This is a genomic window from Paenibacillus sp. NMA1017, from assembly GCF_058895805.1.
This window is the reverse complement of the sequence record NZ_JBZXYR010000001.1, coordinates 874,427-891,055: the sequence shown is the minus strand read 5'-3', so window position 1 is coordinate 891,055 and position 16,629 is coordinate 874,427. Positions and strand designations below refer to the sequence as shown.

General features: G+C 50.8%; 10 protein-coding genes. 9 read left to right on the top strand and 1 reads right to left on the bottom strand.

The features are described 5' to 3' along the window. Nucleotides 1-253: 253 nt before the first annotated feature. The 9 genes from AC5ELV_RS04175 to AC5ELV_RS04135 all read left to right on the top strand — a co-directional run bounded on the left by AC5ELV_RS04175 (nucleotide 254) and on the right by AC5ELV_RS04135 (nucleotide 15,499). Nucleotides 254-1,039 (top strand): 2,3-dihydro-2,3-dihydroxybenzoate dehydrogenase, encoded by a 786-nt coding sequence (locus tag AC5ELV_RS04175; protein ID WP_342428399.1) that lies wholly within the window; start codon nucleotides 254-256, stop codon nucleotides 1,037-1,039. A 77-nt stretch (nucleotides 1,040-1,116) separates the two neighbouring features. Continuing rightward, nucleotides 1,117-2,403 (top strand): isochorismate synthase DhbC, encoded by a 1,287-nt coding sequence (gene dhbC, locus AC5ELV_RS04170; protein WP_493429217.1) that lies wholly within the window; start codon nucleotides 1,117-1,119, stop codon nucleotides 2,401-2,403. A gap of 33 nt (nucleotides 2,404-2,436) precedes the next feature. Next, nucleotides 2,437-4,062 (top strand): (2,3-dihydroxybenzoyl)adenylate synthase, encoded by a 1,626-nt coding sequence (locus AC5ELV_RS04165; RefSeq protein ID WP_493429348.1) that lies wholly within the window; start codon nucleotides 2,437-2,439, stop codon nucleotides 4,060-4,062. Between the two features lie 76 nt (nucleotides 4,063-4,138). Continuing rightward, on the top strand, nucleotides 4,139-5,188 hold the full coding sequence (locus AC5ELV_RS04160; RefSeq protein ID WP_493429347.1) for an isochorismatase family protein: 1,050 nt from the start codon (nucleotides 4,139-4,141) through the stop codon (nucleotides 5,186-5,188). Nucleotides 5,189-5,202: 14 nt separating this feature from the next. Continuing rightward, nucleotides 5,203-12,672 (top strand): amino acid adenylation domain-containing protein, encoded by a 7,470-nt coding sequence (locus tag AC5ELV_RS04155; protein ID WP_493429216.1) that lies wholly within the window; start codon nucleotides 5,203-5,205, stop codon nucleotides 12,670-12,672. Then, entirely contained in the window at nucleotides 12,669-12,887 is a 219-nt protein-coding gene (locus tag AC5ELV_RS04150) for an MbtH family protein (protein ID WP_493429215.1), read from the top strand. The genes AC5ELV_RS04155 and AC5ELV_RS04150 overlap by 4 nt, the downstream gene beginning before the upstream one ends. Before the next feature lie 295 nt (nucleotides 12,888-13,182). Further along, complete coding sequence (locus AC5ELV_RS04145; RefSeq protein ID WP_493429214.1) at nucleotides 13,183-14,244, top strand: SPFH domain-containing protein; 1,062 nt, start codon at nucleotides 13,183-13,185, stop codon at nucleotides 14,242-14,244. Beyond that, nucleotides 14,241-15,242 (top strand): NAD(+)/NADH kinase, encoded by a 1,002-nt coding sequence (locus AC5ELV_RS04140; RefSeq protein WP_493429213.1) that lies wholly within the window; start codon nucleotides 14,241-14,243, stop codon nucleotides 15,240-15,242. Before AC5ELV_RS04145 ends, AC5ELV_RS04140 begins: the two co-directional genes overlap by 4 nt. A gap of 77 nt (nucleotides 15,243-15,319) precedes the next feature. Beyond that, entirely contained in the window at nucleotides 15,320-15,499 is a 180-nt protein-coding gene (locus AC5ELV_RS04135; protein WP_013309345.1) for a hypothetical protein, read from the top strand. Between the two features lie 76 nt (nucleotides 15,500-15,575). Here AC5ELV_RS04135 and AC5ELV_RS04130 read toward each other — a convergent pair whose 3' ends face one another. Then, nucleotides 15,576-16,589, bottom strand: a complete 1,014-nt coding sequence (locus AC5ELV_RS04130) for a helix-turn-helix transcriptional regulator (protein ID WP_493429212.1) — start codon at nucleotides 16,587-16,589, stop codon at nucleotides 15,576-15,578. Nucleotides 16,590-16,629 lie beyond the last annotated feature (40 nt).

Sequence of the window (16,629 nt, the reverse complement as noted above, 5' to 3'; positions counted from 1 at the left end):
TTCAAAAAAACCTCTCCAATGCTACTAGGAGAGGTTTTTTTTAATTGATAATTTTCTTAAATGTACAAATATGGACGAAAACAGACGATTTTCAACATTGACTGTAATTGATGGTTTAGTTATCATATTTTGTAACTATTAATTGATAATGATTATCATTATTAGTTATTTAAATTCAAAATGAATGATGATTACAGCAGAAACTGGGCGTTAAACTGCTTCTTTTGATTTCGCTGGAAAGGGTGGAATGAACATGAGTGATGACGGAATACAGGGGAAGGTAGCTCTGGTTACAGGTGCTGCCCAAGGTATCGGTGCTGCTGTGGCGCGTTCTCTGGCCGAATTGGGAGCAATCATTGCCGCTGTAGACCGAAACGCAGAAGGTGTGAGCAGGCTGGTAGACGAGCTGGTGCGTGACGGCTATCGTGCAACGGCTTTTCCTGTCGATGTCAGCCATCGTGCGGCTGTCGACGAGATGGTCGAGCAGATTGAGCATCATCTCGGACCAGTTGGCATTTTGGTGAATGTTGCGGGTGTGCTACGAATTGGGCTAGTAGACACGCTCCGTGACAGTGACTGGACGGAAACCTTTGCTGTAAACACAAACGGTGTCTTTTACATATCCCGGGCTGTGGTGAAGCATATGATTCCCCGCAAATCGGGTTCGATTGTCACGGTGGGTTCCAATGCGGGAGCTGTACCTCGTATGTATATGGCAGCTTATGCAGCTTCAAAGGCCGCTTCGGCGATGTTTACTAAATGCTTGGGATTGGAGGTTGCCTGCCATCATATTCGCTGTAATGTGGTGTCCCCAGGTTCTACGGAGACAGAAATGCAGTGGTCTCTGTGGTCTGATGAAAGTGGGGCACAAGCAGCTATTGACGGATCGCCGAACGCTTACAAGGTCGGCATTCCACTGCGAAGGTTGGCTGATCCGGCAGATATCGCGGATGCTGTTGTTTTTCTTGTTTCGGACAAGTCACGTCATATAACGATGCATGATTTGCGCATTGATGGTGGAGCTACGTTAGGTGTCTGACTGGAATGCAGCGGTCTTGTATGGAAATAGGTGACGGCAATCGTGACAGAAAACAATGGAACAGGAGGCAATAACGTATGAAATCCAATACTGCGTTTGAGGTGCAAGCAACTCAGTTGCTAAAAGATTACAAGCCGGGATCTTCCTTCTTTTTTGCGTCACCCACCCGGACTTTACTGGCCCAAGGTATGTTGGGGGCATTGCCGCATGGGGAGGCAAGCGATACGGAGGGCGGATTGGCCGGGCGTGTAGCCACGTTGCTCGAGAGTGTGCGTCAGTCCCACGGTGGACATCCGATTGTGGTGGGAGCTATTCCCTTTGATGATTCACGGGTAGCACAGCTTCTGGTTCCGGCAGAGACTCGATGGGCGGGACCGCTTCATTCTCACTCTACAAACTGGCACTCCGAGAATCGGAAAGATGTCGATTCAGCGAATGCTGCCAGCCGTGTGAACCCGACGAAGCTTGGACAGGCACCGGACTACGGTATTCGTTCCGTGCCCGAACCGTCGGAGTTTGTACAGGGGGTGGAACAGGCCCTGAAATATATTGCGTCCGGGGAGCTGAGCAAAATCGTGCTGTCTAGAACGCTACAGCTAGATACTTCGGAACAAGTGGACATTCCCGGTTATTTGCATAATTTAGCCAGACATAATACCAAAGGCTATACCTTCGCTGTTGATTTACCCGCTTTGGAGGCGGAAGAGGCAGGCTCGGACGGGGCTGATGTCGGTGTGGAACGGCGAACGCTGATTGGAGCCAGCCCCGAGCTACTCGTTTCCCGAGAAGGACTGCATCTGACGGTTAATCCGCTGGCTGGCTCTACTCCTCGTAGTGATGATCCTGTTGAAGATAAGCTACGGGCTGCGGCATTGCTGGAATCAGTCAAGGATCGGTATGAGCACGCGGTAGTCGTTGAAGCGGTGGCCTTGGCACTCAGACCGCTATGTCGGAGACTGGATGTGCCGCAGGAGCCTTCGCTGATACAAACAGAGACGATGTGGCATCTTTCGACTGAAATTACGGGGGAATTGGCGGATTTGTCGGTTTCATCTCTGGCCGTTGCCCTGGCGCTGCATCCTACGCCAGCCGTATGCGGTTCGCCTACAGAGCAGGCCAAAAAGGTTATTCGAGATATCGAATCGTTTGATCGGGGCTTTTACACAGGGATTGTTGGATGGTGTGATGCAGCCGGAGATGGAGAATGGGTGATTACGATCCGTTGTGCAGAAGCTGCAAAGCATTCCTTACGTCTGTTTGCAGGGGCAGGCATTGTGGCGGCTTCAAACCCGGAAGACGAGCTGGCGGAAACAGCAGCCAAGTTTGGAACCATGCTTCAGGCATTGGGACTGAAGCATGAATAAAGAGAACGATACAGAAAGAGGAGGAATATCATGATGTTACCCGGATGCCCTACATGGCCGCAGGAATTTGCCGAGCGTTACCGGAAGGCAGGCTACTGGGAGGGAGTGACCTTTGGAGAAATGTTGCGGGAGCGTGCATTAACGCAAGGTGACCGGACGGCAGTGACGGACGGTCAAAAAAGTACAAGCTACCGTGAATTGGACGGAAAAGTAAATCAGCTGGCAGCTGGACTTTACCAGTTGGGAATTAGACCGGCGGATCGGGTCATCGTTCAGTTGCCAAATATCGTGGAGTTTTTTGATGTATGCTTTGCGCTGTTCAGATTGGGGGCGTTACCCATATTCTCGCTTCCGGCTCATCGAAGTAGCGAGATTGCCTATTTCGGTGAATTTTCCGAGGCGGTCGCTTATATCATTCCAGATGTATATTCGGGCTTTGACTATCGTGGACTGGCCAGAGAGGTACAAGCCAGAGTGGCAACCCTGCGTCATGTCATTGTCGTAGGCAAGCCGCAGGAATTTACAGCTCTATCCGGATTGTATATCGAACCCGATCAGTCGTTACCCCGGGTGCTTTCGGGGAATATTGCCTTTCTCCAGCTTTCCGGTGGGAGTACAGGCTTACCCAAGCTGATTCCAAGGACACACGATGATTATATTTACAGTCTGCGGGGCAGTGTTGAAATATGCGGTCTGGATGAAAATAGCGTGTATTTAGCCGCGCTTCCCATGGCTCACAATTACCCGCTCAGTTCCCCGGGTGTCTTCGGAACTTTGTATGCGGGAGGCAAAATTGTACTTGCACCTACTCCCAGTCCAGATGATGCCTTTCCATTGATTGAACAGGAGCAAGTAACTATTACTGCTTTGGTCCCGCCGCTTGCGCTGGCATGGCTTGATAGTGCTTCGTCGAGAAGCTGTGATTTGTCCAGTCTTCAGGTGCTTCAAGTAGGGGGAGCCAAATTCAGTGAGGAGGCTGCTCGTCGGATAAAGCCGGAGCTCGGGTGTACCCTGCAACAGGTGTTTGGTATGGCGGAGGGGCTGGTCAATTATACCAGACTGGATGATCCGGAGGATATCATTGTAGCAACTCAGGGACGTCCCATTTCAATCGACGATGAAATTAAAATATTGGATGATGAGGACAAGGAAGTGGCACCGGGAGAGGTAGGCCATTTGCTTACACGCGGACCTTACACGATTCGGGGTTATTATAAGGCGGATCAGCATAATGCAAGAGCATTTACGCGGGATGGATTTTATCGTACGGGCGATTTGGTGAGGTTGAGTCCCGATGGTAATGTGATTGTGGAAGGCCGAGCCAAGGATCAAATTAACCGGGGCGGGGAAAAGGTGGCGGCCGAGGAGATTGAAAATCATTTGCTGGCCCATCCCGGTGTGCATGATGCAGCGATTGTAGCCATGCCTGACGAATATTTGGGTGAACGTTCCTGTGCTTTTATTATCCCGTATGAGATGGTACCGACCGTGACGGAGTTGAAGAAATTTCTGCGTGAACGTGGTTTGGCGGCTTACAAAATTCCTGACAGAATTGAGTTTATATCAGCGTTTCCACAGACCAGTGTAGGCAAGGTTAGTAAAAAAGCATTGCGGGAAATGATTACACAGCAGATAGCATCTGCCCCTGAACCGCATTGAGACATAACGATGAGCAAGAACACATAAAACAGGACAGATACGCGGAATGAATCGAAAAATGAAAGGAAGCGATATGATGGCTATTCCTCCAATCTCAGCATATCCGATGCCGAGTGCTTCGGATATGCCCCAAAATAAAGTGGCATGGCGGCCTGATCCCATACGTGCAGTGCTGTTGATTCATGATATGCAGCAATATTTTGTTACCGCTTTTGAGGCTGGGCAATCTCCGGTCAAGGAATTGATCGCTAACATCCAGTTGTTGAAAAGCCACTGCCAGCGGCTTGGGATACCTGTAATCTATTCGGCGCAGCCGGGAGGTCAGGCTCCTGAGAAAAGGGGGCTGCAGCAGGACTTTTGGGGCAAGGGGATGGATGATGGACCTGTTCAAAAGGAGATTGTGAACGAGCTTGCCCCTTCGGATCAGGATATTGTTTTGACGAAATGGAGGTATAGCGCATTTCAAAAAACCAATTTAGACGATATATTGCGGCAATATCATCGCGATCAGATCATGATTACCGGTATTTACGCACATATTGGCTGTCTAATGACCGCGACCGAGGCATTTATGAAGGATATACAGCCTTTTTTTGTAGCTGACGCCTTGGGGGACTTTTCACTGGAATACCACAAAATGGCCCTGACTTACGCTGCCGAGCGTTGCGCAGTTACGATGCTGACTGCCCCCTTGATTGACGAGTTGGAGACTACGAAGGGGTCAGCAACGGAAGGTGCTCAGGTGCAAGATGGAAATATGGTTACAGTTCAGACAGGCATAGCTGACCAGAAGCCTGGTGAAAGAGAAAGCGAGGCAAAGACTTCAGATTCAGCAATGGCTGAAAAGGAAGTAACTGCGGCTCCGCAGTTAACTGAACAATTGGTACGTGAGCAGGTCGCAGGATTGCTGCAGGAATCGCCGGAAGGATTGGCTGCCCACGATAATCTGATGGATAGGGGATTGGATTCGATTCGAATGATGAGTCTTGTGGAAAAATGGCGCCGCTACGGGGCAAGGGTGACGTTCGTGGAGTTGGCTGAACGTCCGACACTTGCTGATTGGTGGAAGCTATTGTCTTCGCGAACTAGGCAGTCAATGCCTAATTTAGACTATTTTTCCCTTTAAAGGAGGGTTTGTGTATGCACAAGCATCAGGATATTCGTCTTCCTTTGTCGGGAGCGCAAGCGGGTATTTGGTTTGCCCAACAGATGGATTTGCAAAATCCGGCCTATAATACCGGTGAATACGTTGAAATTCACGGGCCAGTCGATCCCGTTTGCTTTAAGGAAGCACTGCGCCGCACGATGGCAGAGGCTGAATCACTGCATTTGCGGTTCGGAGAGGATGAGGATGGACCCTGGCAGATGATTATGCCTTCGGGGGAATGGACGCTTCACCAAATAGATGTAAGCGCAGCTCCTGATCCTTGTAAAGCTGCTGAAGTCTGGATGAGGGATGATTTGCTCAAGCCGATTGATCTTACCCAAGGGCCACTATTTACACAGGCGTTGTTTCGGGTAGGTCATCATCAATTTTTCTGGTATCAGCGTGTTCACCATATTGCTTTGGATGGCTTTGGCTTTTCGCTCATAGCGCAGCGGGTGGCTCAACTCTACACATCTTTAGCGGAAGGCCGCTTGGACGAAGAGGGCCGCTTTCCGCGGTTTAGTCAACTATTGGAGGAAGATTCGGTCTATCGCGCCTCGGAGAGGTTTGGGCAGGAGCGTGAGTTTTGGATCAAGCGCTTTGCCGATGGGTTCGAGGTGGTTAGCTTGGCAGACCATGCAACGAGAAACTCTAAGCATGCAACTTCGAAAGAAGTGACGGTTGGAGGTTTCATACGCCATACAGCATATGTCACCTCTGCGGAGCGTGAACGTCTTCGGATGGCTGCGGAACGTCTCAACGTGAGCTGGCCGGATTTAATTTTGGCGGCAATGGCTATTTATATCCACCGACTCACAGGTGCACAAGACGTTATACTTGGTTTGCCGATGATGAACCGATTAGGCTCAGCCTCGCTCCGTGTGCCAGGTATGGTAATGAATTTGCTGCCGCTGCGTTTGTCGATTCAGCCAGGAATGAAGGTAGCCACATTGCTCCGCCAATTGGTTCAGGAGCTGAATGAGATACGGCGTCATGCAAAATACAGGCATGAGGAGCTGCGGCGTGATCTGCGCTTGCTTAGTCAAAACAGGAGATTGTTTGGTCCATTGGTCAATATTATGCCATTTGACTATGAGCTGAATTTTAACGGTTCTCGCGGAACTACACATAACCTGTCGGCAGGCCCGGTTGATGATCTGTCCTTGAATGTCTATGACAGGTCGGACGGATCTGGATTGCGCATAGATTGGGATGCCAACCCTGCCATGTATAGCAAACGGGAAATAGAAGAGCACCAACAGCGTTTCTTGCAGTTGCTTGCAAAGGTCGCAGCTTCGGAGCCAGAACAGCCGATTGGACAAATCGACCTTCTGCTGCCTGCGGAGCGTCAGCTTATACTGGAGGGCTGGAATCGTTCTTCCAGTCCGATGCCAATCGCCTCCTTACAGGATATGCTCCAGCTACAGGCGGAACTTAGACCCGATGCTGTAGCTGTGGAATGTGACAACGACATGGTACTTAGCTATAAAGAGCTAAATAAGCGGGCGAACCGATTGGCCCATTGGCTGATTGCTCATGGAACAGGGCCTGAGCAGGTCGTTGCCCTGATGCTCCCACGCTCCGTTAACATGGTTATAGGGATGCTGGCTGTGCTTAAAACGGGCGCGGCTTATGTTCCTCTGGACCCTGATTATCCGCAGGATCGTGTTGCTTATGTGCTGGAGCATGCGTCTCCGGTCTGCATTTTAACAAATGCCCAGGTAGCGGACCGCATTCCGGCAGACATTTCTGTGCCACGTATGCTTTTGGATGGAGGAAGCGGCCAAGAGGATTTGTCAGCCGTTTTGAACGGACATAATCATGAACTATCAGCCTACCCAGATACGAATCCTACGGATCGTGAACGTGTTCAGCCTCTATCCACGGACCATCCTGCGTATATTATTTATACCTCTGGCTCGACAGGCAAGCCGAAGGGAGTCGTTATTACTTTCAAGAGCCTGACGAATTTTTTGCTCGCCATGCAGGATCAATTCACGTTGTATGAGCAGGATCGACTGCTGGCAGTTACGACGATATCCTTTGATATCTCCGGGCTAGAAATCTATTTGCCCTTGCTGAATGGTGCGCAACTGATTATTGCCCGGAAGGAAACCGTTCAGGAGCCGTCTGCTTTGGCCGAGCTGATTAACCGTTCACAGCCTACTCTGATGCAGGCGACGCCTACGCTGTGGCATGTGCTGGCAACGGAACACCCAGAGGCTATTCGGGGCTTGCGGGTGTTGGTTGGAGGCGAGGCTCTGCCTGAGGAATTGCTGCATGCACTCCAACGCCTGGATTGCCGCATTACGAATCTGTACGGTCCCACCGAAACGACGATTTGGTCTACGGCAGCTTCCATCGAAAATGGGGACACGGGAACACCGGCTATCGGTAGACCTATCCGCAATACGCAAGTGTACGTGCTTGACGGTAGTCTTCAGGCAGTTCCGGCAGGGGTCACAGGGGACCTGTACATTGCCGGGGATGGGCTGGCTCAGGGATATTACGGCCGTCCGGATTTGACAGCGGAGCGCTTTGTAGCCAATCCATTTGGCCCTCCGGGGAGCCGGATGTATCGAACTGGAGATTTGGCCCGCTGGAGATTGGATGGATCTCTTGAATACGGGGGGCGTGCGGACCACCAGATTAAAATTCGCGGCTTCCGCGTTGAACTGGGTGAAATTGAAGCCGTTTTGGCGCGGCATCCCGATGTAGCTCGGGTCTCTGTGATTGTCCGTGAGGACCGCGAGGGCGATCAGCGGTTGGTTGCCTATATCGTACCGATCGCTGCCGCAGCAACGCCGGTGCTTACCGGAGCCGAGACAGAGACTATTCAGCAGGAGCCGGGTAGGTCATCGGGACCAAGTGAGCAATCCGAACAAAAAGCGCCTGCCGAACCTGTTGGATATCAAAATATAAGAGGGGACTTGGGCTCATCACCTCATCGTTTGCATTCACTGGCGTTACGTGAATATGCCGCTGCGAGTCTGCCCGATTATATGGTACCCTCATCGTTTATGCTGCTGGAGGCCTTGCCGCTCATGCCCAATGGCAAGCTGGATCGTAAGGCATTGCCTGCTCCTGTTATGGATAAGGTTCTCCACGTCCGTACTCCCAGAACACCACAGGAAGCCATGCTGTGTGACCTGTTCGCAGAAGTGCTGGCACTACCGATAGTCGGTATTGATGACAGTTTCTTTGATCTGGGCGGTCACTCGCTACTTGGCGCACGCTTGATGACCAGAATCCGGGAGGTATTCGGGGTAGAAGTGAATATAGGCCGCCTGTTTGAAACTCCTACGGTTGCCAGTTTTGCGGAACGACTGGACCAAGGACAGAGCTTAAGGCCCTCATTGCTCCCGGCCGTACGTCCACAACGAATTCCTCTCTCCTTCGCCCAGAGCCGATTATGGTTCCTGCATCGGATGGAGGGACCAAGCCCTACATATAATATCCCACTCGTTATCCGTATGTCGGGGGATGTAAATGTGGAGGCACTTCAAGCTGCCTTAGGAGACATCGTGGCCCGCCATGAGACGCTGCGTACGATTTTTCCAGATGTGCAAGGTGTAGCGCAGCAGGTCATTCTGGAAACGCAGCAAGCTTGGCCTGTACTCCGTGTTACAAAAATTTGTGAGGCAGAGCTGCCACACTTACTTGCTGAAGGGTCCCGTTACTGCTTTGATCTTGCAGTGGAGCCGGCTTTGCGAACCGAACTGTTCACGCTGTCCGCTGACCAGCATGTGCTGCTCGTGACGTTGCACCATATTGTCGGAGATGGCTGGTCGCTGAATGCACTCACACGTGATTTGGCTACAGCCTATGCTGCGCACATCGACCGTAATGCACATGCGGAACAATCCGCACATCCTGAAAGCATGGCACCGGCGTTGCCGATGCTGCCTGTACAATATGCGGATTATGCGTTATGGCAGCAGGAGCTGCTTGGCAGGGAGAACGAGACTGGCAGCCTGATGAACAAGCAGCTTGCTTATTGGCACGACGCATTGAAAGATCTTCCGGATCAAATAGATCTGCCTACAGACTATCCACGCCCTTCCGAGGCCAGCTACCGGGGAGATACCGTTGTATTGCGTATCGCTCCCGAATTGCATGAGCAGTTGCTGCGTTTGGCTCGTGAAAGTCGGGCCAGCCTGTTTATGGTGATGCAGGCCGGGTTGGCCGCATTGCTAACCCGATTGGGTGCAGGGACGGATATCCCGGTGGGCAGTCCGATAGCGGGACGTAACGCAGAGGGACTGGATCATCTCGTAGGCTTGTTTATCAACACGCTGGTGCTTCGTATCGACACATTGGGCGACCCTACTTTCTGTGAGCTGTTGGAACGGGTCCGTCGTACTTGTCTGGATGCGTATGAACATCAGGATGTACCCTTCGAGCGGCTTGTAGAGATGCTGAACCCTACACGTTCCAGATCGAGACATCCATTGTTTCAGGTTATGCTTGCTTTACAAAATACCCCTGATCCCGAATTGCTGTTGCCCGGTGTGGAAACTCAACTGCAATTGGCCAGTGTGGGTGCAGCGAAATTTGATCTGACGGTGGAGCTGCGCGAGTGTCGGACCGCAGACGGGCGACCTGATGGAATCGAGGGATGGATCGAATACAATACCGATTTATTTAAAAGAGAAACGATAGAAGCTATGAAGGTACGGCTGGAACGGCTATTAGTGGCCGCGGTGGCTAATACAGAACAACCGATAGGGGCCCTGGATATTTTGGGACCAGAGGAACGACACGAAATTCTCGTGAAGTGGAACGGTGACACGAACGCGAGCACTTGTCCAAACCAAGCGTCCTCGAGCTTGCCTGTTTTATTCGAACAACAGGCTGCCCGTACCCCGGGAGCTGTTGCAGTTTCATGTGAAGGTAGCCAGCTAAGTTATGAGGAATTGAACGCGCGTGCCAATCGACTGGCGCATCTGCTGATAGCGCGTGGTGCAGGTCCAGATCGCATTGTGGCGCTGGCACTTCCTCGGTCACTGGATATGGTTATTGCATTGCTGGCTGTGCTTAAATCGGGAGCCGCCTACTTGCCGCTAGATCCTGATTATCCGGCAGACCGTCTCGCATATATGCTGGAGGATGCTTCACCTGCTCTGATGATTACCAGCATTCACGTGACAATATCCTCAATTCCGGTAACAAGCACGGTATTCCCGGTTGTACTGGAGGATCCTCAGATAAATAAGGAGCTGAAGTCATATCCCGACCGGAACCCGGTGGATGCAGATCGTCTGATACCTTTGTTGCCGCTTCATCCTGCCTATATTATTTATACGTCTGGTTCTACCGGAAAACCAAAGGGAGTAGTTATTCCTCATCAAAATGTCGCGCGTTTGTTTGATTCGACGCAGCCCTGGTTTCATTTTGGTCCATCGGATGTATGGACTCTGTTCCACTCCTATGCGTTTGATTTTTCAGTATGGGAAATTTGGGGACCGTTGCTGCATGGAGGCCGTCTTGTCATTGTGCCGTATACGGTCAGTCGTTCTCCGGAGCAATTCCTGCAATTGCTGGTGGACGAGAGCATAACGGTGCTCAATCAGACACCTTCGGCATTTTATCAACTGATGCAGGCTGATCTTGAACAGCCTGTCCTTTCACAAAAGCTGGCGTTGCGTTATGTCGTATTTGGTGGTGAGGCTCTGGAACTGGGCCGGCTGCCTGCATGGTATGAGCGTCATGCAGACGATGCTCCTACCTTGGTGAATATGTATGGGATTACGGAGACAACTGTACATGTCAGCTATATTGCGTTGGATCGTGATATGGTGGCTGAAAAAGCAAACAGTCTGATTGGGCGTCCCATCCCTGACCTGCAAGTGTATGTGCTGGATCATCGACTTCAGCCTGTCCCGCCGGGTGTAACGGGTGATTTATATGTCGCCGGTGCTGGATTGGCACAAGGCTATTTTGGAAGACCCGCTTTGACGGCAGAGCGTTTTGTAGCCGATCCGTACGGTTTGCCGGGGAGCCGGATGTATCGGACAGGTGATTTGGCACGCTGGCGGTCTGACGGCTCGCTGGAGTATGCCGGACGTGCTGACCAGCAGGTCAAAATACGTGGTTTTCGCATTGAGCTGGGAGAAATTGAAGCGGTGCTGGTTCGGCATGATGATGTGGCTCAGGCAGCGGTCATTGTCCGCGAAGATCAGCCAGGGGACAAACGACTCGTCGCCTATATTGTCCCTGTACCTGGCGGTGAACCGCAAGCGTCCAGACTCCGACTGCATGCAGGAGTCAGCTTGCCTGATTATATGATACCGTCAGCTTTTGTCACGGTATCTGATCTCCCGCTTACACCTAATGGCAAGCTGGACCGTAAAGCATTACCTGCTCCCATGCAGATGGCTGCGGGTGGAGGAAGGGGACCGCGAACGCCACAGGAGGAAATCCTGTGTGATTTGTTTGCCGAGACGCTTGGCATGGAGCGAATCAGTATAGATGATGGCTTTTTTGATCTGGGCGGTCATTCATTGCTGGCTGTGAAGCTGATTAGTAGAATCCGCGAGGCATTGGGTATCGAGTTGGGCATTGGCAACCTTTTTGGAACGCCAACAGTGGCTGGCCTAGCCGAGCAGTTGAACGTAGGTGCCAGTCAAGGGGCTTTGGACGTTTTGCTGCCTTTACGGGCAAGCGGATTGCAAGCTCCGTTGTTCTGTGTACACCCGGCAGGCGGATTAAGCTGGTGTTATGCGGGCTTGATCCAGTCCATGGGCAAGGATTATCCCATTTATGGCTTACAGGCTCGCGGGATCGCCCGACAGGAGGAATTGCCGCAGACGCTGGATGATATGGCAGCCGATTATATTCGTCATATTCGCACTATTCAGCCCAAAGGACCGTATCATCTGTTGGGGTGGTCTTTGGGAGGGAATGTAGCTCATGCAATAGCGACACAGCTTCAATACGAAGGAGAGACGATTGCGATTCTGACCATGCTGGATTCCTACCCAAGCAACCATTTGCCCCTGCGGGGAGGACCAGATGAGGAGGAAGCGTTAATCGCTCTGCTGGCTCTGGGGGGTTATGACCCCGATAGTCTGAAAGATGAGCCTTTGCGGCTTTCCACTGCCCTGCATATCTTACGAAGCGATGGTAGCGCCTTGGCCAGCCTCAGCGAGGAGACGATTTTAAATCTCAAGGATACTTATGTAAATTCTGTGCGTATCTTGGGGGAGTACGTTCCGAGACGGTACAAAGGCGATATATTATTTTTCCGATCGACAATTATCCCAGATTGGTTTGAGCCGATTGCTCCGGAAACCTGGCTTCCCTATATTGATGGACAGCTAGAGCAGCATGAACTGGATTGCCGTCATAAGGATCTGTGCCAGCCGGGACCCTTGGCTCATATTGGAAAACTGATGGCGGCAAAACTATACAGGCTTTCTAAATCAATACATCACAATCGCAAGGAGGAAAACAAACCATGATTAATCCTTTTGAGCAGAATGAAGGTGGTTATTTAGTGCTGATGAATGGAGAAGGACAGTATTCACTCTGGCCTGATTTCCAGCATGTACCGACTGGATGGGAGGTCGTTCACCAGACAGACAGCCGTGAGGCATGTATGGATTATATCAGCACACATTGGATAGATATGAGGCTGGATTCCTTGCATCCTAAGGCCGATGCAGTGCGTCGCTAATCCGGGGAGCCATCATATCTTTATACAACTGTTGTTCATATATGACCCATGAAATGATGTCAATGTAGCACCTTTTGATGATATCATACAATTTTTTGTTGATCTTTAAAGTTTCATAGGACGGCAGAGAACGAATCAGGCTGTTTCCTCTAACCGAGCGTATCGGAGGGGAAACAGCCTTTATTTTTTTATAAATGTCATATTGATATTATCGGAAACATGTGTTATTTTATTGTTAATAACAAAGTGATAATAACAAAATATTATAAACTATAATGAAAGCGGGGAAGCGGCTATGTTTGGATTTAACTTTGTTAAATTTCAGCCCAGTGAATATGTGATGAAGGTGAAAAACGGGAAGGTGGTTCGGGAGGGTGTTGGATTATCTTTTTATTACTACGCCCCGACCACCTCGGTTGTTGTCGTGCCCGTCTCTTCCATTGATGCGCCGTTCATGTTTGAGGACATGACGAATGATTTTCAGGCGGTGACGGTGCAGGGGCAACTGACTTATCGAATTGTAGATTATCGGAGAACGACGCAGATTTTAAACTATACGTATGACTTGAAGGAACGACGCTACATTTCGGATGATCCAAGCAAGCTGGCCCAACGGGTGATTAACATCGCTAAGGTGCTTACCAAAAAGTATTTGGAGCGTGTCCCGCTCAAAGAAGCTGTTCAGTCCAGTGAACGTCTGGCCCAAAACATGACAAAGGATATTGCTCAGCATACGGAAATGGAAAAGCTCGGCATTGAGGTTATGGGGCTGTCGATTTTGGCGATTCTACCTAATAAGGAGACGATGAGAGCGCTGGAGGCTCAAGCGAGGGAAGAGATTCTTCGCAACGCGGATCATGCTTTGTATGAGCGTCGTAATGCATCTATTGAGCAAGAGCGGCGTGTGAAGGAAAACGAGCTGAATACGGAGATTGCAGTGGAGACGAAAAAGAAACAAATCCGCGAAACTCAACTCGATGCCGAGCGTTCTGTAAAGCAAAAGCAAAGCGAGATGAAAGAGGAACAGCTACGATTTGACACGGCCTTGGAGGAGAAAAAGCGCGAGCTGATTGAGCTGACCGTAACGAATAGAAAGGCAGAAGCCGATGCCAAGGCCTATGAGCTGACAGCAGTCATGAAATCGTTGCAGGATGTTGAGCCGAACGTACTTCAAGCTATGGCTAACATGGATATGAGCCCGGATAAACTAATTGCGATTGCGTTCCAGGAGCTTGCAGAAAATGCAGGGAAAATCGGTCAGCTGAATATTACGCCGGATCTGCTGCAAGGTCTCATGTCAGATACGGGAGCTAGCGGATCAGCAGGATCGAGAGGGTCTGGAGGAAGAACACGATGAGTAGCCGAATGACAGAACAGAAGATTATTTTGGTGAAGCGTAAAACGCGACTGGAGGAACTGATTGTCCGATACAATACGGTGCAGCAGGCGCGCTTCTTTATGGAACGGTTGGGTGCGGATTTCAGTGATTATGTGCTGGAGGACGAAAATTACCGTAGGGCGGTAGCAACGGCAACGTCGGAGTTAACGGCCTTGGGGCGTGTTCAGATTGTGGAGCGGGAGCATGTGCCGAACTTTATTTTTGGTGAGCAGGATACAGTGGTGGTGCTGGGTCAGGATGGGCTGGTAGCCAACACATTAAAATATTTGACCGAGCAGCCGCTTATCGGTGTGAATCCAGATCCATTGCGCTGGGACGGGGTATTGCTGCCGTTTACCGTATCCGACCTGCGCTGGGTAGTGCCGGATGTATTCGTGCACAGACGGCCAGTTAAGGAAGTTACGCTGGCTAAGGCCCAACTGAATGATGGCCAATCCTTGTATGCTGTAAATGATTTGTTCATTGGGCGCAAAACTCATGTCTCCGCGAGATATGAGCTAAGGCTGGAGGATCAGGTAGAGCAGCAATCCTCCAGCGGCATTATCGTTTCAACCGGATTGGGAGCGACAGGCTGGCTGACCAGCGTGCTGGCTGGAGCGGCCGGAATTGTCGGCAGCGCTACGCGGCATTCGATTTCGCTGACTCCAGACCACCTGATGTCAGATGGAGCCTTCTGTCAGGAAGGGGCAGCAGACGGAATGAGTCAGGATCATCGTGCAACCTGGAGTTCACCATCGCTTTATTTTACGGTGAGAGAACCATTCCCCAGTCGAACGACTGCTGCGGATCTCGTGTTTGGTCAGGTAGCAGCCGAAAAACCGTTACGGATTGCATCGCAGATGCCGGAAAATGGAGTTATTTTCAGCGATGGATTGGAGAGCGACTTTCTGGAGTTTAATGCTGGCATTGAGGCGGTCATTGGACCGGCGGAGAAAAAAGGGCATCTGGTCGTGTAGAGGTTTGTACAGGACGGCAATGGGTAATTATGAGTAAGGTACAACCATCAGATGAAATTAAAAAAGGAGGAATCAACATGAGCGACCACACTCAAGACGAAGCGAAAATCCGCAACAAGAAGGACGAGGACGGAGATTCCTTGATGGAGAAAACGAAGCTGGAAAATGGCGTGGATATCGAGCCTGAGGCTGATGAATGGATTGCGAAGCCCTCACCAGTGTCATACGATGATACGAACTCCTCTTCGAAGAAATAAGGCTCTTGCGTCCAAATAGAGCAGTGAAGCAAAGACAGATGACCGCTAATCGGGTCATCTGTCTTTTTTACATAGGTTAGTTAAATCTGGAATATACCTTCCATACGAGCTCACGACGGCTGCTTACATCTGTTTTTAAGAAAATCGCTTTCAGATGATCCTGCACCGTGTAGGCAGTAATATGGAGTGCGCTCGCCAGCTCCTTGGTCGAAAAGCCTTGAACAATGAGCTGGACAATCTGTCTCTCTCGTTCGGACCATGAGTACACCTCGTCCATAAGCGGCAGCATGTCAGTTGCTTTAGCAGCCTCGAACCATACGGCTAGCTGCTTCTGGCCCGTATGCTCCTTTCCTCCTTGCAGAAGGGTGGCCCTGATGGTTACCCATGGGGTTCCTGCGTCTGCGGAGGGGATACATAGTCGGGCTGGTGCAGTGGCAGTGGATAGCGCTCGCAAGCATACCGCCCGGACAGGAGCCGGAAGGCTGTCTTCATGGATTCCCTCCTGCTGCCGAAGCAGCTGTAGCCATTGTTCTGCTACTGTATTGGATGAGATCGGTTCTAGCTTATCGGAAAGCATTAGAACTCCTGGCTCAAGTTCATTTTCCGTGATCATGGCAGGGGCTGGAGATAAACCGACACTGGCTTGACGCAGATGGTAGGCTATGGACGGCGCTAACGCCTCAAGCAGTTGTTGCTCTTCCACGCTGAATACAGGCTTTCCGTGATGACGGAACAACGTAAGAAATCCCCAACAGCTCCCTTTGTACATAAACGGAACACGTAGCTCGTCCCCGAATCCGGCGGGTTGCAAAACATCTCTATATCGTGTGCTCCGATCCGGTTGGCCTTGTGTAGACCCATGTAGCGTCGCTACAGACTGTCCTTCTCGCACCAACTGATCGTATTTCATCATATCGTCGTGCAGGTATTCGTATTCTAGCAGTTTGTTATGAATGTTCTCCACACCCGACTCTGTAAATGCCCCTGTGGAAAGCAGCGTACGCGGATCTACCGAGGTACAGCACGCCGCATCAAAAGTAACTTGAGTACGCAAGCGGTCGATTAGGGTGTGCTTGTAGTGTGCGTTCATCATTTACTCCTATCGTGAAAGCTGGAGATTCTCAAGCGCG

Coding starts and splice junctions, on each gene's coding strand:
- AC5ELV_RS04175 (WP_342428399.1), top strand. CDS start 254: ATGAGTGATGACGGAATACAGGGGAAGGTAGCTCTGGTTACAGGTGCT.
- dhbC (WP_493429217.1), top strand. CDS start 1,117: ATGAAATCCAATACTGCGTTTGAGGTGCAAGCAACTCAGTTGCTAAAA.
- AC5ELV_RS04165 (WP_493429348.1), top strand. CDS start 2,437: ATGTTACCCGGATGCCCTACATGGCCGCAGGAATTTGCCGAGCGTTAC.
- AC5ELV_RS04160 (WP_493429347.1), top strand. CDS start 4,139: ATGGCTATTCCTCCAATCTCAGCATATCCGATGCCGAGTGCTTCGGAT.
- AC5ELV_RS04155 (WP_493429216.1), top strand. CDS start 5,203: ATGCACAAGCATCAGGATATTCGTCTTCCTTTGTCGGGAGCGCAAGCG.
- AC5ELV_RS04150 (WP_493429215.1), top strand. CDS start 12,669: ATGATTAATCCTTTTGAGCAGAATGAAGGTGGTTATTTAGTGCTGATG.
- AC5ELV_RS04145 (WP_493429214.1), top strand. CDS start 13,183: ATGTTTGGATTTAACTTTGTTAAATTTCAGCCCAGTGAATATGTGATG.
- AC5ELV_RS04140 (WP_493429213.1), top strand. CDS start 14,241: ATGAGTAGCCGAATGACAGAACAGAAGATTATTTTGGTGAAGCGTAAA.
- AC5ELV_RS04135 (WP_013309345.1), top strand. CDS start 15,320: ATGAGCGACCACACTCAAGACGAAGCGAAAATCCGCAACAAGAAGGAC.
- AC5ELV_RS04130 (WP_493429212.1), bottom strand. CDS start 16,589: ATGAACGCACACTACAAGCACACCCTAATCGACCGCTTGCGTACTCAA.